Source organism: Devosia salina, from assembly GCF_019504385.1.
Lineage (GTDB): Bacteria > Pseudomonadota > Alphaproteobacteria > Rhizobiales > Devosiaceae > Devosia > Devosia salina.
In genome coordinates this window covers 1,959,301-1,976,077 of record NZ_CP080590.1, presented here as the reverse complement: position 1 = coordinate 1,976,077, position 16,777 = coordinate 1,959,301, and the positions used below count along the sequence as shown (strand labels likewise).

Here is a 16,777-nt window from a genome sequence, read left to right as displayed (position 1 = left end):
CGAGAGACAGACAAATGGCTCTAAAGACTTACAACCCCACCTCCGAAGGCCGTCGTACCCTGATCACGACCGACCGTTCGGACCTGTGGAAGGGCGCCCCGGTCAAGGCTTTGACCGAAGGCCTCACCAAGAAGGGTGGCCGCAACAATACCGGCCGCATCACCGCGTTCCATCGTGGTGGCGGTCACAAGCGCAGCTACCGCATGATCGACTTCAAGCGCGTGAAGTTCGACGTGCTCGGGACGGTCGAACGTCTCGAATACGATCCGAACCGCACCGCCTGGATCGCGCTGATCAAGTACGAAGACGGCGAGCTGGCCTATATCGTGGCTCCGCAGCGTCTTGCCGCCGGCGACAAGGTCATCTCGTCGCTGAACGGCGCCGACGTGAAGCCGGGCAATACGATGCCGCTCGAACGCATGCCGGTCGGCACGATCGTGCACAATATCGAGCTCAAGCCCCGCAAGGGCGGCCAGGTGGCCCGTTCGGCCGGTGCCTATGCCCAGTATGTGGGCCGCGACCAGGGTTGGGCCATTCTGCGCCTCAACTCGGGTGAGCAGCGCCGCGTACATGGTTCGTGCCTGGCCACCGTCGGTGCGGTCAGCAACCAGGACCACGCCAACACCTCGCTGGGCAAGGCCGGTCGCAATCGCTGGCTGGGCCGCAAGCCGGTCAACCGCGGCGTGACCATGAACCCGGTCGACCACCCGCATGGTGGTGGTGAAGGCCGTACCTCCGGTGGCCGTCACCCGGTTTCCCCGTGGGGCAAGCCGACCAAGGGCAAGCGTACGCGCAGCAACAAGGCTACGGACAAGTTCATCGTTCGCAGCCGTCACGTGAAGAAGGGCAGGTAAGTCATGACCCGTTCGATTTGGAAGGGGCCGTTCGTCGACGGCTATCTGCTCAAGAAGGCCGAGAAGGCCCAGTCCTCTGGCCGCAACGATGTGGTCAAGATCTGGTCCCGCCGCTCGACCATTCTTCCGCAGTTCGTTGGCATCACCTTTGGTGTCCACAACGGTCAGAAGCATGTTCCGGTGTCCGTCACCGAAGACATGATCGGCCACAAGTTCGGTGAGTTTGCGCCGACCCGTACCTATTACGGTCACGCGGCCGACAAGAAGGCCAAGAGGAAGTAAGAGATGAGCAAGCCAAAGACTGAGCGCGCTCTCAAGGATAACGAGGCCAAGGCTGTGCTGCGCATGCTGCGCATCAGCCCTCAGAAGCTGAACCTCGTCGCGCAGTTGATCCGTGGCAAGAAGGTCGAGCGGGCCCTAGCCGATCTCGAGTTCAGCCACAAGCGCATCTCGGGCCAGGTGAAGAAGGTGCTGGAAAGCGCCATCGCCAATGCCGAAAACAACCACGGCCTGGACACCGACGCCCTCGTCGTTGCCGAAGCCTATGTGGGCAACTCGCTGGTGATGAAGCGCTTCCATGCGCGTGGCCGTGGTCGGTCCGCTCGCGTCGAGAAGCCGTTCTCGCACCTGACGATCGTTGTCCGGCAAGTTGAGGAGGCCGCATAATGGGCCAGAAAATCAATCCGATCGGCTTCCGCCTCGGCATCAACCGGACCTGGGACAGCCGCTGGTTCGCCAACAAGGGCGAATATGGTTCGCTGCTGCAGGAAGACCTGAAGATCCGCACCATGCTGATGGAAGATCTGAAGGCCGCCGCGGTCTCCAAGATCGTCATCGAGCGTCCGCACCGCAAGTGCCGCGTGTCGATCCACACTGCCCGTCCGGGCATCGTGATCGGCAAGAAGGGCGCTGACATCGACAAGATCCGCGCCAAGGTGAAGAAGTTCACCGACAGCGAAGTGCACATCAACATCGTTGAAGTGCGCAAGCCCGAGACCGATGCGACGCTGGTTGCCCAGGGCATTGCCCAGCAGCTGGAACGCCGCGTGGCCTTCCGTCGCGCCATGAAGCGCGCCGTGCAGACCGCAATCCGCATGGGCGCCGGTGGTATCCGCGTCAATGTCGGTGGTCGTCTCGGTGGTGCCGACATCGCCCGTACCGAATGGTACCGCGAAGGCCGCGTGCCGCTGCACACCCTGCGTGCCGATATCGACTACGGTACCGCTGAAGCCGCGACCACTTACGGCATCATCGGCATCAAGGTCTGGATCTTCAAGGGCGAAGTCCTCGAGCATGATCCGTCGGCTCATGAGCGTCGCGCCACCGAAGGTGGTGAAGGTGGCCAGCGTTCCGAGCGCGAACCGCGCCGTGAGCGTGGCGACCGCGATCGCGAACGCGCATAAGAAGGTTAGTTCATTATGCTGCAACCAAAGAGAACTAAGTTCCGCAAGGCCCACAAGGGCCGCATCCATGGCCTGGCCAAGGGTGGTACCGATCTGGCTTTCGGCCAGTATGCTCTCAAGGCCACCGAGCCCGAGCGCGTTACCGCCCGCCAGATCGAGGCTGCCCGCCGTGCGATCACTCGTGAAATGAAGCGCCAGGGCCGCGTCTGGATCCGGATTTTCCCGGATCTGCCGGTTTCCAAGAAGCCTACCGAAGTCCGAATGGGTAAGGGTAAGGGCTCGGTGGAATACTGGGCCGCGCGCGTAAAACCGGGTCGTATCGTTTTTGAGATTGACGGCGTACCCGAAGACGTTGCAAAGGAGGCCCTTCGCCTCGGAGCAATGAAGTTGCCGATCACCACGCGTATCGTCACGCGTATTGCCGACTAAGGAACACGAGCATGAAAGCCAGTGATGTGCGGGCCAAGACCGCAGACGAACTGAAAGATCAGCTCGTCGACCTGAAGAAAGAACAGTTCAACCTGCGTTTCCAGCGCGCTACCCAGCAGTTGGAAAAGCCGGCCCGGGTGAAGGAAGTCCGTCGCGATATCGCGCGGATCAAGACCATCCTCGGCCAAAAGAACGCAGCTAAGTAAGGATTCACACCCATGCCAAAGCGCGTTTTGCAGGGGACTGTCGTCTCCGACGCCAATGACAAGACCATCGTGGTTCGTGTCGAGCGCCGTTTCACTCACCCGCTTCTGAAGAAGACCGTGCGTCGTTCCAAGAAGTACCACGCCCACGACGAGAACAACGTGGCCAAGGTCGGTCAGACCGTGTGGATCGAGGAAACCGCGCCGATCTCCAAGAACAAGCGCTGGACGCTTGTTCAGTCCGCGTAAGAGAAACAATTCAGGTCGGCGCGCCGGATGACGGTGCAGCCGATAAACTAGAAGGCATCCAGTCATGATCCAGATGCAGTCCAATCTCGACGTCGCGGACAATTCCGGCGCTCGTCGTGTCATGTGCATCAAGGTGCTGGGCGGTTCGCATCGCAAATACGCCTCGGTCGGCGACATTATCGTCGTTTCGGTCAAGGACGCTATTCCGCGCGGCCGCGTCAAGAAGGGCCAGGTGATGAAGGCTGTGGTGGTTCGCACCGCAACCGACATCCGCCGTCCCGACGGCACCGTCATCCGTTTCGACAAGAACGCCGCCGTTCTTCTGAACAATCAGAAGGAACCGATCGGCACCCGTATCTTCGGACCGGTTCCGCGCGAGCTCCGCGCCAAGAACCACATGAAGATCATCTCGCTTGCCCCAGAGGTGCTGTAATGGCCTCCAAGATTAAGAAGGGCGACAAGGTCGTCGTCCTGGCCGGCAAGGACAAGGGCAAGACCGGTCAGGTCCTGTCTGTCATCCCGTCCGAAACCAAGGCACTTGTCCAGGGTATCAACCTTGTGAAGCGCCACCAGAAGCAGACCGCTTCGACCGATGCCGGCATCTTCACCAAGGAAGCGCCGATCCACCTGTCGAACCTGGCTGTCGCCGACAAGGATGGCAAGCCCACCCGCGTCGGTTTCCAGATCAAGGACGGCGTGAAGACCCGCGTCGCCAAGACCACCGGAGATCAGATCGATGGCTGAGACCGCTTACATTCCGCGTCTCCGGACCGAGTATGACACCACGATCAAAGCCGCGCTGCGCGAGCAGTTCGCCTACAAGAACGTCATGGAGCTGCCGCGCCTTGACAAGATCGTGCTGAACATGGGCGTCGGCGAAGCCGTCAACGACACCAAGAAGGTGAAGTCGGCTGCTGACGAGCTGCAGAAGATCTCCGGCCAGAAGCCGGTCATCACCCATGCCCGCAAGTCGATCGCTGGCTTCAAGGTCCGCGAGAACATGCCGCTGGGCGTGAAGGTCACGCTGCGCAAGACCCGCATGTACGAGTTCCTGGATCGCCTGGTGAACATCGCACTGCCGCGCGTCCGCGACTTCCGTGGCCTCAACCCGAACGCGTTCGACGGCCGTGGCAACTACGCCATGGGCCTGAAGGAACACATCGTTTTCCCCGAGATCAACTATGATCAGATCGATCAGGTCTGGGGCATGGACATCGTGATCTGCACGACGGCCAAGAGCGACGATGAAGCCCGCGCGCTTCTCAAGGCTTTCAACTTCCCGTTCCGCCAGTAAGCGGCATAGGGAAGGGATAAAGGATCAGGACATGGCAAAGACCAGCTCCATCGAAAAGAACAAGAAGCGCGCCGCTCTGGCCCAGCAGTATGCCGAAAAGCGTGCTGCGCTGAAGGCGACGATCAAGAACCAGGACACTCCCATCGAGGAGCGTTTCAAGGCCAGCCTCAAGCTGGCTGAACTGCCGCGCAACTCGGCCAAGATCCGCATTCGCAACCGTTGCGAAGTGTCGGGCCGCCCGCGTGGTTACTATCGCAAGCTCAAGATGAGCCGTATCGCCCTGCGTCAGCTGGGCAACCTGGGCCAGATCCCGGGTCTGGTGAAGTCGAGCTGGTAAGGAGAAACATCAGATGAGCTTTTCCGATCCCATCGGCGATATGCTGACCCGCATCCGCAACGCCCAGGAGCGTCGCAAGAATTCCGTCACGACTCCGGCCTCGACCCTGCGTGGTCGCGTGCTGGATGTTCTCCAGTCCGAGGGTTTCATCCGCGGCTATTCGGAGACCAAGTTCGAGAACGGTGCCGCCGAATACGAGATTGAACTCAAGTATTCGGACAATGAGGGCGTCATCCGCACGATCGAACGCGTTTCGCGTCCCGGCCGTCGCGTTTACGCATCCGTCAAGAATATCCCGCAGGTTGCCAATGGCCTGGGTGTCTCGATCCTCTCCACCCCCAAGGGTGTGATGGCCGACCACGAAGCCAAGGCCGCCAATGTGGGTGGCGAGGTACTCTGCCGCGTCTTCTAAGCCAATTGGCTTAGGGGATCGGCAAGACGATTACTCAAGGAAGCATTATGTCACGTACTGGCAAGAAACCGGTGGCCCCGGTGAGCGGCGTCACGGTTACGATCAATGGTCGTAACGTCAGCGCCAAGGGCCCGAAGGGCGAGCTGAGCCTCACCCTCATGGATATCGTCAATGTCGAGCAGGGTTCGGACGGCCTCGTCGTTACCCCCGCCAACGACACCCGTGAGGCTCGCGCGGCCTGGGGCACCACCCGCGCCCTGATCCAGAACATGGTCACCGGGGTGAGCGCCGGCTTCGAGAAGAAGCTCGCCATCCAGGGCGTGGGTTACCGCGCTGCCATGCAGGGCAAGGATGTGAAGCTCTCGCTGGGTTTCAGCCACGAAGTGATCTACGAAGCTCCGCAGGGTATCACCCTTGCCGTGCCGGCCCCGACCGAAATCGTGGTCACCGGCATCGACAAGCAGCAGGTTGGTCAGGTTGCGGCCGAGATCCGCGGCTGGCGTCCCCCCGAGCCCTACAAGGGCAAGGGCGTGCGTTACGCCGGCGAGCAGGTCTTCCGCAAAGAAGGCAAGAAGAAGTAAGGAGCGCCACCGATGGCAATTTCTGCAAAAGGTGCGGAACGCCGCAAGGCTCGTGTCCGCAAGGCGCTCAAGGCTCGTGCCTTTGGTCGTCCCCGTCTCAGCGTGTTCCGCTCGGACAAGAACATCTACGCCCAGATCATCGACGACAGCACCGGTCGTACGCTGGCCGCTGCATCGACCCTGGAAAAGGACGTGCTCGGTTCGCTCAAGAACGGTGGCAATGCCGAAGCGGCCGCAGCCGTGGGCAAGTTCATCGCCGAGCGTGGCGTGAAGGCCGGTGTCGGCGAGGTCGTGTTCGATCGTGGCGCCTATATCTATCATGGCCGTGTTAAGGCCCTTGCAGACGCTGCCCGTGAGGGCGGCCTGCAGTTCTAACAACGGCGAGGAAGAGAATTATGAGCAGAGACGTTCAGGAACGCGAAAGCGAGTTCGTCGATCGCCTGGTCCACATCAATCGTGTGGCCAAGGTTGTGAAGGGCGGCCGTCGCTTCGGTTTTGCCGCCCTCGTCGTTGTGGGTGACCAGAAGGGTCGCGTCGGTTTCGGTCACGGCAAGGCCCGTGAAGTTCCCGAGGCTATCCGCAAGGCCACCGAACAGGCCAAGCGCCAGATGATCCGCGTGCCGCTGCGCGATGCCCGTACGCTCCACCACGATGTCACCGGCCGCCACGGCGCCGGCAAGGTCATCCTGCGTGCCGCCGTTCCGGGTACCGGTATCATCGCCGGTGGTCCGATGCGCGCCGTCTTCGAGACGCTGGGCATCAACGACATCGTTGCCAAGTCGCAGGGTACTGCGAACCCCTACAACATGGTTCGCGCCACGTTCGATGCGCTCAAGCGCGTCGACAGCCCCCGTTCGGTGGCTTCCCGTCGCGGCCTCAAGGTTTCCGAACTCCAGGCTCGCCGCGGCGAGACTGCAGTGGAAGCCTGATAGGGCTGATGGAGAAGAACAATGGCTAAAGCTAAGACCATCGTTGTCCAGCAGGTCGGCTCGCCGATCCGCCGTGAAAAGAGCCAGCGCGCGACCCTGATCGGTCTCGGGCTCAACAAGATGAACAAGCAGCGTGAGCTGGTTGATACGCCCGAAGTGCGCGGCATGATCAACAAGATCCCGCACCTCGTCCGCGTTGTCGGCGAGTAAAGGAAGGTCGGATCAATGACTCGTTTGAACGAACTTCGCGATAACCCCGGCGCCAACAAGGTCCGCGTTCGCGTGGGCCGTGGTATCGGCTCGGGCGTCGGCAAGACCGGCGGTCGCGGCGGCAAGGGCCAGACGGCTCGCGCCGGTGTGGCGATCAACGGCTTCGAAGGCGGCCAGATGCCCCTTCACATGCGTATGCCCAAGCGCGGCTTCAACGCCTGGAACCCGAAGGACTTCAATGAAGTCCGCATCGACCGCATCCAGGCCTATATCGATAGCGGCAAGCTCGACGCCAAGGGTGTCGTGGACGCTGCTGCCCTGGTCGCTGCCGGCGTTATCCGTCGTCCCAAGGACGGCGTGCGCCTGATCGGCTCGGAAGGCTTCTCGGCCAAGAAGGTTACCTTCAAGGTCGACTATGCCACCAAGGGCGCTGCTGCTGCCATCGAGGCTGCCGGCGGCAAGCTCGATCTCATCCCGGTCAAGGAGACCTGGAAGAAGACCCCGCACGCCAAGTAATCCACTTGGCAGGGCGCACCCGGTCCGGTGGCTGGGTGCGCTCTTTTGGTTTGTTGCGTCTGGGCGGCACATATCCCATATATGCGTCTCCAGCGCTCCGAGCGCACCTGGCATTGTAGCCATAGGAGCGGTATATGGCGTCCGCAGCCGAACAGCTGGCACGTAATCTCAGTTTCTCGACCTTTTCGAAGGCGAAAGCCCTTCAGCAGCGCATCTGGTTCACTCTCGGAGCGCTGCTTGTTTATCGTCTGGGCACCTTCATTCCGGTTCCGGGCATCGATCCGGACGCTTTCGCGCAGACTTTTCAGCAGTCCGAGCAGGGCATCCTGGGCATGTTCAACATGTTCGCGGGCGGTGCCGTGCAGCGCATGGCGATCTTTGCGCTGAATCTTATTCCCTACATCACCGCCTCCATCGTGGTGCAGGTGATCGCGACCGCGTCGCCGCGCCTGGAAGCCCTCAAGAAGGAGGGCGGGGAAGCGGGCCGTCGCAAGATGAACCAATATACCCGGTACCTGGCCGTGCTGTTCTGCGCGGTGCAGGCCTATGGCATCGCCATGGGCCTGGAAGGCAGCCAGGGCGTGGTGCTCAATCCCGGCTGGTTCTTCCGCATCTCGACCGTGATCACCCTGGTGGGCGGCACGATGTTCCTGATGTGGCTCGGTGAGCAGATCACGGCGCGCGGTGTCGGCAACGGCATTTCGCTGATCATCTTCGCCGGCATCGTGGCCAATCTGCCTTCGACCGTCGCCCAGACGCTTGAACTGGCCCGTACCGGCGCCATTCCGGCCCTGGCGGGCCTGGGCATGCTGGTGCTGGCCCTGGTGGTCATCGCCGTCATCGTGTTCTTCGAGCGGGCCCAGCGGCGGCTTCTGATCCAGTATCCGAAGCGCCAGGTGGGCAACAAGATGTTCCAGGGTGACACGTCGCACCTGCCATTGAAGCTCAACACTTCGGGCGTGATTCCGGTGATCTTCGGTTCGTCGCTGCTGCTGCTGCCGGCAACGATCGCCTCGTTCGCCGCCCAGGGCAATGCGCCGGCTTGGCTTACGACCGTGACCGCGCTCCTGGGGCGTGGGCAGCCGCTCTATCTGGCGCTGTTCGCGTTCTTCATCATCTTCTTTGCCTTCTTCTATACCGCGATCGTGTTCAACCCGAGCGAGACGGCGGACAATCTGAAGCGCTCCGGCGGCTTCATTCCCGGTATCCGTCCCGGCGAGCGCACGGCCCAGCACATCGACTATGTGCTGACCCGCATCACGGTGGTGGGCGCGATCTACCTGACCTTCGTGGCGCTGATCCCCGAAGTGCTGTTCAGCCAGCTGGCGGTGAGCCAGTTCATTGGTGGCACGTCGCTGCTGATCATGGTGACGGTGACGCTGGACACGATCACGCAGATCCAGAGTCATCTGGTGGCCCAGCAATATGAGGGGCTGCTCAAGAAATCCCGTCTTGGAGGAGGCAAGCGTCGATGAGGTTGATCCTGTTGGGCCCGCCGGGGGCGGGGAAGGGGACACAGGCAAAGATTCTGGTGGAGGCCTATGGCATTCCCCAGCTCTCGACCGGCGATATCCTTCGTGCGGCGATTGCCGCCAAGACCCCGCTGGGTCTGGAAGCCAAGGCCATCGTGGACCGCGGTGACCTCGTCTCCGATACGATCGTCAACGGCATCGTCTCGGAACGCCTGGACGCCGAGGACTGCAAGCCGGGCTTCATCCTCGACGGGTTTCCGCGCACCATCGCGCAGGCCGAAGCGCTCGATCAGATGCTGGAAGAAAAGGGCATTGCCCTGGACGCCGTCATCGAGATCAAGGCGGAAGCCGATGAGCTGGTGAAGCGGGTGATCAACCGGGCCAAGGAATCCGGCTCTGCCCGCGCCGACGACAATGAGGAAGTGCTGCGCAAGCGCCTCGGCGTCTATTCCGAGCAGACCGCGCCGCTGGTCGAATATTATTCGAACAGGGGCCTGCTCAAGCCGGTCGACGGCATGGCACCGGTCACCGAGGTGACGGCAGCCATCCAGGCGGCCCTCGGCAAGTAATCAAGAGGCTGGAAGGGCTGTTGACTCGGCCCGGTCTTGTCCTTAAAGAACCGCACCAGTCTCATGGATCATTGGGCTGGTTTCGGTTCTCCCTTAGTTGGGGGTCGAAATCCGGTCCCTTGTTGTTTAAAGGCACCCGCCGCGACGGCGCGTGTGAATGAAGGAGAGCAGACGTGGCTCGTATTGCTGGCGTCAACATCCCGACGAATAAGCGCGTGGTGATCGCGCTGCAGTATATTCACGGGATCGGCGAAAAGTTCGCCAAGGACATTACTGAAAAGGTCGGTATCCCGGCCGAGCGCCGCGTCAACGAGCTGACCGACGCTGAAGTCATCCAGATCCGTGAAGCCATCGACCGCGACTATGTGGTTGAGGGTGATCTTCGCCGCAACGTGGCGATGAACATCAAGCGCCTGATGGACCTGGGCAACTATCGTGGCCTGCGCCACCGTCGTGGCCTGCCGGTCCGCGGTCAGCGCACGCACACCAATGCGCGTACCCGCAAGGGTCCGGCAAAGCCGATCGCCGGCAAGAAGAAGTAATCTGGTCCCGCACCTGCGGGCTCAGCGTTTTGAATTGGGAGTGGCGGGGCAAGCCTTTCGGTGGCTCGACAAGAGTTGGCCGGATGACTTGAACCGCTTCTTCCGTGGTGGAGCTGCTGGCACTACGGCAGCGCCGATACCCTAGAGGATAATAATGGCCAAGACTGAAGTCGCGCGCGTCCGTCGCAAGGAGCGCAAGAACATCACCTCGGGCGTCGCTCACGTGAACGCCTCCTTCAACAACACGATGATCACCATCGCCGACATGCAGGGCAACACGATTTCGTGGTCCTCCTCGGGCGTGATGGGCTTCAAGGGTTCGCGCAAGTCGACTCCTTATGCGGCTCAGGTTGCAGCTGAAGATGCTGCCAAGAAGGCCCAGGAACACGGCATGAAGACCCTCGAGGTCGAAGTGCGTGGCCCCGGTTCGGGCCGTGAATCGGCCCTGCGCGCCCTGCAGGCTGCCGGCTTCAACGTCACCTCGATCCGTGACGTCACGTCGATCCCGCACAATGGCTGCCGCCCGCGCAAGCGGCGCCGCGTCTAGCCAGACGACTAGAGTGCTCCCGGCCGATTGGATGGGTCGGGGGCTCCTATTGTGTTTGCGGCGGAGCGGTCGCAATGGCCGCTAATTTGAAAGGACAATACCGTGACGATCCAGAGGAACTGGCAGGAACTGATCAAGCCGACCAAGCTGGACATTGTTTCGGGCAGCGACAACGCGCGCGTGGCCTCGGTGGTTGCCGAGCCGCTTGAGCGCGGATACGGGCTTACCCTGGGCAATGCCCTTCGTCGCGTGCTTCTGTCGTCGCTTCAGGGCGCGGCAGTAACCGCGATCCAGATTGACGGCATCCTGCACGAATTCTCCTCGCTGCCCGGCGTGCGCGAGGACATCACCGATCTCGTTCTCAACGTCAAGGAAATCGCCCTGAAGATGGGTGGCGAAGGCCCGAAGCGCCTGACCCTCTCGCGTCAGGGCCCCGGTGCCGTCACTGCTGGCGACATCAAGGTTTCCGGTGACATCGAAGTGCTGAACCCCGAGCTGGTCATCTGCCACCTCGACGACGGCGCCGAGATCAATATCGAGTTCACCGTCGATACCGGCAAGGGTTATGTCCCGGCCGAGAAGAACCGTCCCGAGGACGCCCCGATCGGTTACATCCCGGTCGATGCGCTGTTCTCGCCGGTGCGCCGCGTGAGCTACAAGGTCGATGCGACCCGGGCCGGCGAAAGCCTGGACAAGGACAAGCTGACCCTGAGCGTCGAGACCAATGGCGCAATCTCGCCGGAAGATGCCGTGGCCTATGCTGCGCGTATCCTGCAGGACCAGCTGTCGGTCTTCGTCAACTTCGAAGAGCCCACCAAGGAGAAGGCCCAGGACGCTGTTCCGGAACTCGCCTTCAACCCGGCGCTGCTCAAGAAGGTCGACGAACTCGAGCTGTCGGTCCGCTCGGCCAACTGCCTCAAGAACGACAACATCGTCTATATCGGCGACCTGATCCAGAAGACGGAAGCCGAGATGCTGCGGACCCCGAATTTCGGCCGCAAGTCGCTCAACGAAATCAAGGAAGTCCTGGCACAGATGGGGCTTCATCTCGGAATGGACGTCAACAACTGGCCGCCCGAGAATATCGATGACCTCGCCAAGCGCTACGAAGATCATTACTGATCCGGCGCTGACCAGACTTTAGGAGATAACCCATGCGCCACGCTTCCCGAGGCCGCAAGTTCAGCCGGACCGCATCGCACCGCAAGGCGATGTTCGCCAATATGTCGGCCGCGCTGATCAAGCACGAACAGATCGTCACCACGCTTCCCAAGGCCAAGGACCTGCGTCCGATCGTCGAGAAGCTCATCACCCTTGGCAAGCGCGGCGACCTGCATGCCCGCCGCCAGGCCATCGCCCAGATCCGCGATGAAGCCATGGTTGCGAAGCTCTTTGCCGTGCTCGGCCCGCGCTACAAGGAACGCCAGGGCGGTTACCTGCGCATTCTCAAGGCCGGCTTCCGCTATGGCGACAATGCCCCGCTGGCCGTGATCGAGTTCGTCGATCGCGACGTCGATGCCAAGGGTCAGGATTCCGGTCCGGTCTTTACCCAGGACGACGAAGCCGAAGCGGCATAAGTCTTGTCGGCACGACACTGAATTGAGGTGGTCACGGTTTTCCGTGGCCACCTTTTTTGCTTTTGGGGGAGGCAATATGGAACGCGTGCTGGTGACCGGGGCATCGGGTTTCGTGGCCAAGCATGTCATCGGGCAATTGCTCGATGCGGGATATGCGGTGCGCGGGACGGTGCGGGGGCAAAGCAAGGTGCCCGGGATCTGGGCGGCCGTTTCGGCCCTGGCGCCGGGTCGGGAGGCCGGTCTCGAACTGGTCGTGGCGGACCTGCTCGACGATGATGGCTGGGCGGCAGCCATGGAGGGCGTGTCCGCGGTAATGCATGTGGCGGCGGCGATCGTTGCGGTTGAACCCAAGGACCCCGATGTGGTCGTGCGGCCCGCGGTGGAGGGGACCGAGCGGGTGCTGGCCTTTGCCGAGGCGGCGGGGGTCAAGCGGGTGATCATGACGTCATCGATTGCCACTGTGGGCTATGGGCTGGGGCACGAGCGCGGCGTACGCCGCTACACCGAAGCGGACTTCACCGATCTCGACGGCATGCGGCGGAGCTGGGCCTATTGCATCGGCAAGACGCGGGCGGAGCGGGCCGCCTGGGGATATGCCGAACTCCATGACATGGCGCTGACCACGATCCATCCCGGTGCCATCCTTGGCCCGGCGACGGACAAGGACACATCCATCTCACTGGGGCTCGTGACCGGGCTGCTCGACGGATCGACACCGGCCCTGGCCCGTATCGGCTTTGCCATCATTGACGTGCGGGACGTGGCGGCCATGCATGTGGCGGCGCTGCAGAAGCCGGAGAGCATCGGCCATCGCTATCTCTGTACCGGTCCCTACAGGACATTCGAACAGGTTGCCGAGGTGCTGCGGAGCGCCTATCCGGGCTATCCGATCACGCGCCGCGCGGTGCCGGACTGGCTGATCCGCATCATCTCTCTCCTGGGCGGCCCCACCCGGCAGATCGTCAACGATATCGGCAATGAGAAGCATTTCGACGGCAGCAAGGGCGAAGCGCTGCTGGGACGGGATTATCGGACGGTCGAGGACGCCATTCTGAGCGCTGCGGAGAGTGCGATCCGGATGGGCCTGGTCAAGGTCAAGACCGGGTGAGGCCCCAGTTACGGTAGAGCCCGTCCAGTTCTTGTCGGTTGTTTACGAGCAGGTGGGGAAGCCCGGAATTGGCCGCGACTTCCTGGTACTTGCCGATGGAATTGCGCGTATGCCAGAGCCAGTGGATCATCTTCCAATTGAGTTGGTCCTGCCCGCCCTCCAGGCCGCCGGCACGGTGCTTCTGAAACAGAGTTCGCACGAAATAGCGCCGGTATCGGGTCACGAGGCTATCGGTGAGAAGGATAATGCCAGTGGCACGCGCCAGACGCTGCGGCATCACTTTGGAATAGGAGCCGTCGATGACCCATTCTTCGGCCAGAATGGCCTGATCATGGAGCGCGACAAACTCGGCGTCTGATCGCTCCTGCCAGTTGGTATTTGGCTGGTGTCGGAGCTGGTCGAGGTGGATCGCTGGCACACCGAGCCTGCGGGCCAGCGCCACCGTGAGCGTCGATTTGCCAGAATTGGTGAGGCCGAGGACCATGATGCGGCGGCCGAGGGTGACGAGGGGCGATACTTTGTCTGTCATGCCAAGTCAGACCCCCACCCTTGATCCCTCCCCACAAGGGGGAGGGAGACGATGAACACAAGCGTTACCGCCCTTCGCTTCTCTCCCCTTGATGGGGAGGGGTTGAGGGTGGGGCGAGCCACGCGCTCAAAGGACAGCTAGTCAAACCTACTCCGCCGGCTGCATGTCCTTGCCGGTATAGACCTCTTCCACCCAGTACTGGTCGCGGCGGTCGAAGCCGTTGAACGGGGTCAGCGAGGCCTGGGTATAGGCGCCCATGAGGCCGAACTCGATCCAGTCGTCCTCGTCGATATCGGCGGGCAGGGTGAAGACCTGGGGCAGCACGTCATAGCTGTCGCAGGTGGGGCCCCAGAGGGTGAATTCGCTGAACTCGCCATTGTTGTCGTGCAGGCGCGGGCCGCGCCAGACACGCACCGGCGGGGTGAAGTGCATGAACTTGACTTCCATCAGCGCGCCATAGGCACCGTCATTGACATAGACGGCCTGGCCGCCGCGCTGATGCTTCACGCGCAGCAGCAGCGAGGTCGAGGAGGTTACCAATGCGCGGCCCGGCTCGATGATCAGCTCGGGCGCCTTCTTGGGGAAGTGCTCGGCAACGGCGTGGGCGATGGTCTCGAAGTAATAGTCCATCGGCGGGGCCTCGCTGGTCGGGTAGGGGGCCGGGTAGCCGCCGCCGATATTGAGGCGCTTCAGTTCGATGCCGGCTTCCTCGACGATACGCGAGGCGGCAGCGATGTGGCGCTCATAGGCATAGGCATCCTCGCACTGGCTGCCGACATGGAAGCAGAGGCTGGGCGTGTAGCCCATCTTTTCGACGGCGGTGACGATTTCGGCCGCGGCCTGTTCCATGACCCCGAACTTGATGCCGAAATCATAGGATTTAAGCGCCTTGCCGGCCTTGAAGCGGGTGGTCACCTCGACGTCGCGGCTGGGCGAGACGACGGAGGCGAGCTGGTCGAGCTGCTGGGGGTGGTCGATGGTGAACGAACGCACGCCGAACTCGTCATAGGCGCGGGCGATCTCGCGCTTGTTTTTGATCGGGTTGTTGTAGTGCATGACGGCGCCGGGAGCGTAGTCGCGCACCAGTTCCATTTCGGTATTGGAGGCGACGTCGAACGCCTTGAGCCCTTCGGCATGGAGCTGGGCAATGATGTGCGGCGAGGGGTTGCACTTGACCGCATAGGTCAAGAGGCCATCAAAACCCTTCTTGAAGACCTTGATCGCCCTGTGAAACTCCTTTTCGGAGAACAGGAAGGACGGAAAATCCGGTGCCTCGGCCGCAATCAGCGCGGACGTGTTGGCATAGATGGTCTTCGGCTCGTCGGTCATTGGACAACAGGCCTTTCGGGGCTGGAGGGAAGGGCAGAAATGAGCGCTGCATATAGGGCGGTGTGCCCCCTCGCGCAAACGTTTATTTGCGGGGCAAACCAACAATGCTGAAGCGTCATTTTCGTGACAGATTCGGGGCGTTCACCTCGCAGCGCCAAATGCCGGGTTTCTGGCTCGCAATTTGATTCCGAAGGATTGGCCATGTCTCTGCGAACGCTTGTGTTTTCCAGTCTTGCTCTTGTGGCTCTGGCGGCGGGAGGGACGCTGGCACTGGCGCCCTGGAACGGCACCAGGCCGGTGCAGGCGCAGACCGAAACGGTCGCGCCCATAGAGACGGAACGCACAGTTCCGCAGAGCGATGCACAGGTGCGGCTCAGTTTTGCGCCGATCGTCCAGGCGGTTTCCCCGTCGGTGGTCAATGTCTATGCCACGCGCATCGAGCAGCAGGCAGTGTCGCCCTTTGCCAGCGACCCGTTCTTTTCGCGGTTTTTCGGCGACCAGTATTTCCAGACACGGCCGCGCGAGTCCCAGTCGCTGGGATCGGGCGTGATCGTGGACGAGGGCGGCGTGATCCTGACCAATCGCCATGTGATCGAGGGTGCGACCGATGTGCGCATCGCGGTCAATGACGGCCGGGAATTCGCGGTCGACGTGGTGATCGAGGACGAGCAGACGGACCTGGCGGTGTTGCGCGTGCGCGATGGGGGCGGCGCGAGTTTCCCCGCGATCACCTTCGCCAATAGCGACGACCTGCTGGTCGGCGACCTGGTGCTGGCAATCGGCAATCCGTTCGGGGTCGGGCAGACGGTGACCAGCGGCATTGTCTCGGCCCTGGCCCGCACCGGGGTCGAGGCCAGCAATTACGAGTTCTTCATCCAGACCGACGCGGCCATCAATCCGGGCAATTCGGGCGGGGCGCTTGTCGACATGGCGGGGCACCTGGTGGGCATCAATACGGCGATCTATTCGCAGTCGGGCGGATCGGTCGGCATCGGCTTTGCCATTCCGGCCAATATGGCGCGGGTGGTGGCCGAGGCGGGCGTCGCCGGCGGGCAGATCGTGCGGCCGTGGTTCGGGGCCAAGATGCAGGCCGTCAGCGCCGATATCGCCACGAGCCTGGGCATGCAGGCGCCGCATGGGGCGATGATCACCGAGACGGCGCCGGGCGGTCCGGCGGAGCGGGCCGGGTTCCGGTCCGGCGATGTCGTCCTGACCATTGACGGGCAGCGCGTTGATGATCCGAGCGCCTTCAACTTCCGGCTGGCGACGCGAGCAGTGGGCAGCAAGGCCCGTCTCGAGCGGCTGCGCGGCGGGGCGACCGACACGGTCGAGTTTGCCGTGGAGGCGGCGCCGCAGCCGGGGCCGGATGCCGTTGCGACCATTAGCGGCAATTCCCGCTTTGCCGGGGTCACCGTGCGGCAGCTCGATCCGGCGCTGGCCGAGGAAAAAGGGCTGCCCTATGACGCGCAGGGGGTGATGGTCACGGCCATCGAGCCGGGATCACAGGCCGAGGCGATGGGGCTCAAGGTCGATGATGTCATCCTCTCGCTCAATGATACCACGCTGACCAGCGCCGGCGCCTTCCGCGACATTGCCTCGCAACGCGTGCGCACCTGGCAGATCATCCTGCAGCGCGACGGGCGCGTGAGCCGGGCGATCGTTTCTGGGTGATGCGCGACGCCCTGGG

The 16,777-nt window shown here is 62.3% G+C and carries 27 protein-coding genes; 25 read left to right on the top strand and 2 right to left on the bottom strand.

The annotated features are described in order from the left end of the window. The first annotated feature begins 14 nt into the window (after positions 1-14). The 24 genes from rplB to K1X15_RS09440 all read left to right on the top strand — a co-directional run bounded on the left by rplB (position 15) and on the right by K1X15_RS09440 (position 13,232). Positions 15-854, top strand: a complete 840-nt coding sequence (gene rplB / locus K1X15_RS09555) for a 50S ribosomal protein L2 (protein ID WP_220307213.1) — start codon at positions 15-17, stop codon at positions 852-854. 3 nt (positions 855-857) lie between these two features. Continuing rightward, positions 858-1,136 carry a 30S ribosomal protein S19 gene (gene rpsS, locus K1X15_RS09550; protein ID WP_086469614.1) on the top strand — a complete coding sequence of 93 codons (279 nt, stop codon included), beginning with the start codon at positions 858-860 and terminating at the stop codon, positions 1,134-1,136. A gap of 3 nt (positions 1,137-1,139) precedes the next feature. Beyond that, on the top strand, positions 1,140-1,520 hold the full coding sequence (gene rplV / locus K1X15_RS09545; protein ID WP_220307212.1) for a 50S ribosomal protein L22: 381 nt from the start codon (positions 1,140-1,142) through the stop codon (positions 1,518-1,520). Further along, the gene (gene rpsC / locus K1X15_RS09540) at positions 1,520-2,257 is read left to right on the top strand and encodes a 30S ribosomal protein S3 (RefSeq protein WP_220307211.1); all 738 of its coding nucleotides are present in this window, start codon (positions 1,520-1,522) and stop codon (positions 2,255-2,257) included. Before rplV ends, rpsC begins: the two co-directional genes overlap by 1 nt. Before the next feature lie 15 nt (positions 2,258-2,272). Beyond that, on the top strand, positions 2,273-2,686 hold the full coding sequence (rplP, locus tag K1X15_RS09535; protein WP_046104453.1) for a 50S ribosomal protein L16: 414 nt from the start codon (positions 2,273-2,275) through the stop codon (positions 2,684-2,686). Positions 2,687-2,697: 11 nt separating this feature from the next. Continuing rightward, on the top strand, positions 2,698-2,892 hold the full coding sequence (rpmC, locus tag K1X15_RS09530; protein ID WP_220307210.1) for a 50S ribosomal protein L29: 195 nt from the start codon (positions 2,698-2,700) through the stop codon (positions 2,890-2,892). Positions 2,893-2,904: 12 nt separating this feature from the next. Continuing rightward, a complete protein-coding gene (gene rpsQ / locus K1X15_RS09525) occupies positions 2,905-3,138 on the top strand; it encodes a 30S ribosomal protein S17 (protein ID WP_220307209.1) in 234 nt (77 codons plus the stop codon). Positions 3,139-3,202: 64 nt separating this feature from the next. Continuing rightward, positions 3,203-3,571 carry a 50S ribosomal protein L14 gene (gene rplN / locus K1X15_RS09520; protein ID WP_220307208.1) on the top strand — a complete coding sequence of 123 codons (369 nt, stop codon included), beginning with the start codon at positions 3,203-3,205 and terminating at the stop codon, positions 3,569-3,571. After that, positions 3,571-3,882, top strand: a complete 312-nt coding sequence (rplX, locus tag K1X15_RS09515) for a 50S ribosomal protein L24 (RefSeq protein WP_198875318.1) — start codon at positions 3,571-3,573, stop codon at positions 3,880-3,882. Before rplN ends, rplX begins: the two co-directional genes overlap by 1 nt. Then, the gene (gene rplE, locus K1X15_RS09510) at positions 3,875-4,432 is read left to right on the top strand and encodes a 50S ribosomal protein L5 (RefSeq protein WP_220307207.1); all 558 of its coding nucleotides are present in this window, start codon (positions 3,875-3,877) and stop codon (positions 4,430-4,432) included. Before rplX ends, rplE begins: the two co-directional genes overlap by 8 nt. Positions 4,433-4,463: 31 nt before the next feature. Next, positions 4,464-4,769 carry a 30S ribosomal protein S14 gene (gene rpsN, locus K1X15_RS09505; RefSeq protein WP_198875320.1) on the top strand — a complete coding sequence of 102 codons (306 nt, stop codon included), beginning with the start codon at positions 4,464-4,466 and terminating at the stop codon, positions 4,767-4,769. Positions 4,770-4,782: 13 nt separating this feature from the next. Continuing rightward, on the top strand, positions 4,783-5,181 hold the full coding sequence (gene rpsH / locus K1X15_RS09500; RefSeq protein ID WP_198875321.1) for a 30S ribosomal protein S8: 399 nt from the start codon (positions 4,783-4,785) through the stop codon (positions 5,179-5,181). Positions 5,182-5,228: 47 nt separating this feature from the next. Beyond that, positions 5,229-5,762 carry a 50S ribosomal protein L6 gene (rplF, locus tag K1X15_RS09495; RefSeq protein ID WP_220307206.1) on the top strand — a complete coding sequence of 178 codons (534 nt, stop codon included), beginning with the start codon at positions 5,229-5,231 and terminating at the stop codon, positions 5,760-5,762. Between the two features lie 12 nt (positions 5,763-5,774). Then, positions 5,775-6,137 (top strand): 50S ribosomal protein L18, encoded by a 363-nt coding sequence (gene rplR / locus K1X15_RS09490; RefSeq protein ID WP_220307205.1) that lies wholly within the window; start codon positions 5,775-5,777, stop codon positions 6,135-6,137. A gap of 20 nt (positions 6,138-6,157) precedes the next feature. Further along, the gene (gene rpsE, locus K1X15_RS09485; protein ID WP_086469603.1) at positions 6,158-6,691 is read left to right on the top strand and encodes a 30S ribosomal protein S5; all 534 of its coding nucleotides are present in this window, start codon (positions 6,158-6,160) and stop codon (positions 6,689-6,691) included. A 21-nt stretch (positions 6,692-6,712) separates the two neighbouring features. Then, positions 6,713-6,901 carry a 50S ribosomal protein L30 gene (rpmD, locus tag K1X15_RS09480; protein ID WP_067453366.1) on the top strand — a complete coding sequence of 63 codons (189 nt, stop codon included), beginning with the start codon at positions 6,713-6,715 and terminating at the stop codon, positions 6,899-6,901. Positions 6,902-6,916: 15 nt separating this feature from the next. After that, positions 6,917-7,417 (top strand): 50S ribosomal protein L15, encoded by a 501-nt coding sequence (gene rplO / locus K1X15_RS09475; protein ID WP_220307204.1) that lies wholly within the window; start codon positions 6,917-6,919, stop codon positions 7,415-7,417. Positions 7,418-7,551: 134 nt separating this feature from the next. Next, positions 7,552-8,892 carry a preprotein translocase subunit SecY gene (secY, locus tag K1X15_RS09470; protein WP_220307203.1) on the top strand — a complete coding sequence of 447 codons (1,341 nt, stop codon included), beginning with the start codon at positions 7,552-7,554 and terminating at the stop codon, positions 8,890-8,892. Further along, positions 8,889-9,458 (top strand): adenylate kinase, encoded by a 570-nt coding sequence (locus K1X15_RS09465; protein WP_220307202.1) that lies wholly within the window; start codon positions 8,889-8,891, stop codon positions 9,456-9,458. Before secY ends, K1X15_RS09465 begins: the two co-directional genes overlap by 4 nt. A gap of 173 nt (positions 9,459-9,631) precedes the next feature. Continuing rightward, positions 9,632-10,000 carry a 30S ribosomal protein S13 gene (gene rpsM, locus K1X15_RS09460; RefSeq protein ID WP_191772565.1) on the top strand — a complete coding sequence of 123 codons (369 nt, stop codon included), beginning with the start codon at positions 9,632-9,634 and terminating at the stop codon, positions 9,998-10,000. A gap of 154 nt (positions 10,001-10,154) precedes the next feature. Further along, positions 10,155-10,547, top strand: coding sequence for a 30S ribosomal protein S11 (gene rpsK, locus K1X15_RS09455; protein WP_046104437.1), 393 nt, complete (start codon positions 10,155-10,157; stop codon positions 10,545-10,547). A gap of 102 nt (positions 10,548-10,649) precedes the next feature. Continuing rightward, a complete protein-coding gene (locus tag K1X15_RS09450; RefSeq protein WP_220307201.1) occupies positions 10,650-11,669 on the top strand; it encodes a DNA-directed RNA polymerase subunit alpha in 1,020 nt (339 codons plus the stop codon). A gap of 32 nt (positions 11,670-11,701) precedes the next feature. Next, positions 11,702-12,124: a 50S ribosomal protein L17 gene (gene rplQ, locus K1X15_RS09445; protein ID WP_220307200.1), complete on the top strand. Its 423-nt coding sequence runs from the start codon at positions 11,702-11,704 to the stop codon at positions 12,122-12,124. 76 nt (positions 12,125-12,200) lie between these two features. After that, positions 12,201-13,232, top strand: a complete 1,032-nt coding sequence (locus tag K1X15_RS09440) for an NAD-dependent epimerase/dehydratase family protein (RefSeq protein ID WP_220307199.1) — start codon at positions 12,201-12,203, stop codon at positions 13,230-13,232. On the opposite strand, the gene K1X15_RS09435 is transcribed toward K1X15_RS09440, so the two are convergent. Then, positions 13,219-13,761 carry a P-loop NTPase family protein gene (locus K1X15_RS09435; protein WP_220307198.1) on the bottom strand — a complete coding sequence of 181 codons (543 nt, stop codon included), beginning with the start codon at positions 13,759-13,761 and terminating at the stop codon, positions 13,219-13,221. The two genes, K1X15_RS09440 and K1X15_RS09435, sit on opposite strands and share 14 nt — an antisense overlap. A gap of 147 nt (positions 13,762-13,908) precedes the next feature. After that, positions 13,909-15,090 (bottom strand): type III PLP-dependent enzyme domain-containing protein, encoded by a 1,182-nt coding sequence (locus K1X15_RS09430; RefSeq protein WP_220307197.1) that lies wholly within the window; start codon positions 15,088-15,090, stop codon positions 13,909-13,911. Between the two features lie 201 nt (positions 15,091-15,291). Between K1X15_RS09430 and K1X15_RS09425 the strand changes: the two genes are divergently transcribed. Continuing rightward, positions 15,292-16,761 (top strand): Do family serine endopeptidase, encoded by a 1,470-nt coding sequence (locus tag K1X15_RS09425; RefSeq protein ID WP_220307196.1) that lies wholly within the window; start codon positions 15,292-15,294, stop codon positions 16,759-16,761. Positions 16,762-16,777 lie beyond the last annotated feature (16 nt).

Coding starts and splice junctions, on each gene's coding strand:
- rpsN (WP_198875320.1), top strand. CDS start 4,464: ATGGCAAAGACCAGCTCCATCGAAAAGAACAAGAAGCGCGCCGCTCTG.
- rpsQ (WP_220307209.1), top strand. CDS start 2,905: ATGCCAAAGCGCGTTTTGCAGGGGACTGTCGTCTCCGACGCCAATGAC.
- rpsE (WP_086469603.1), top strand. CDS start 6,158: ATGAGCAGAGACGTTCAGGAACGCGAAAGCGAGTTCGTCGATCGCCTG.
- rpsS (WP_086469614.1), top strand. CDS start 858: ATGACCCGTTCGATTTGGAAGGGGCCGTTCGTCGACGGCTATCTGCTC.
- rpmD (WP_067453366.1), top strand. CDS start 6,713: ATGGCTAAAGCTAAGACCATCGTTGTCCAGCAGGTCGGCTCGCCGATC.
- rpsH (WP_198875321.1), top strand. CDS start 4,783: ATGAGCTTTTCCGATCCCATCGGCGATATGCTGACCCGCATCCGCAAC.
- K1X15_RS09425 (WP_220307196.1), top strand. CDS start 15,292: ATGTCTCTGCGAACGCTTGTGTTTTCCAGTCTTGCTCTTGTGGCTCTG.
- K1X15_RS09435 (WP_220307198.1), bottom strand. CDS start 13,761: ATGACAGACAAAGTATCGCCCCTCGTCACCCTCGGCCGCCGCATCATG.
- rplQ (WP_220307200.1), top strand. CDS start 11,702: ATGCGCCACGCTTCCCGAGGCCGCAAGTTCAGCCGGACCGCATCGCAC.
- rplX (WP_198875318.1), top strand. CDS start 3,571: ATGGCCTCCAAGATTAAGAAGGGCGACAAGGTCGTCGTCCTGGCCGGC.
- rplP (WP_046104453.1), top strand. CDS start 2,273: ATGCTGCAACCAAAGAGAACTAAGTTCCGCAAGGCCCACAAGGGCCGC.
- K1X15_RS09440 (WP_220307199.1), top strand. CDS start 12,201: ATGGAACGCGTGCTGGTGACCGGGGCATCGGGTTTCGTGGCCAAGCAT.
- secY (WP_220307203.1), top strand. CDS start 7,552: ATGGCGTCCGCAGCCGAACAGCTGGCACGTAATCTCAGTTTCTCGACC.
- rplF (WP_220307206.1), top strand. CDS start 5,229: ATGTCACGTACTGGCAAGAAACCGGTGGCCCCGGTGAGCGGCGTCACG.
- rpmC (WP_220307210.1), top strand. CDS start 2,698: ATGAAAGCCAGTGATGTGCGGGCCAAGACCGCAGACGAACTGAAAGAT.
- rplE (WP_220307207.1), top strand. CDS start 3,875: ATGGCTGAGACCGCTTACATTCCGCGTCTCCGGACCGAGTATGACACC.
- rplV (WP_220307212.1), top strand. CDS start 1,140: ATGAGCAAGCCAAAGACTGAGCGCGCTCTCAAGGATAACGAGGCCAAG.
- rplN (WP_220307208.1), top strand. CDS start 3,203: ATGATCCAGATGCAGTCCAATCTCGACGTCGCGGACAATTCCGGCGCT.
- rplB (WP_220307213.1), top strand. CDS start 15: ATGGCTCTAAAGACTTACAACCCCACCTCCGAAGGCCGTCGTACCCTG.
- rplO (WP_220307204.1), top strand. CDS start 6,917: ATGACTCGTTTGAACGAACTTCGCGATAACCCCGGCGCCAACAAGGTC.
- K1X15_RS09465 (WP_220307202.1), top strand. CDS start 8,889: ATGAGGTTGATCCTGTTGGGCCCGCCGGGGGCGGGGAAGGGGACACAG.
- rpsC (WP_220307211.1), top strand. CDS start 1,520: ATGGGCCAGAAAATCAATCCGATCGGCTTCCGCCTCGGCATCAACCGG.
- K1X15_RS09430 (WP_220307197.1), bottom strand. CDS start 15,090: ATGACCGACGAGCCGAAGACCATCTATGCCAACACGTCCGCGCTGATT.
- rpsK (WP_046104437.1), top strand. CDS start 10,155: ATGGCCAAGACTGAAGTCGCGCGCGTCCGTCGCAAGGAGCGCAAGAAC.
- rplR (WP_220307205.1), top strand. CDS start 5,775: ATGGCAATTTCTGCAAAAGGTGCGGAACGCCGCAAGGCTCGTGTCCGC.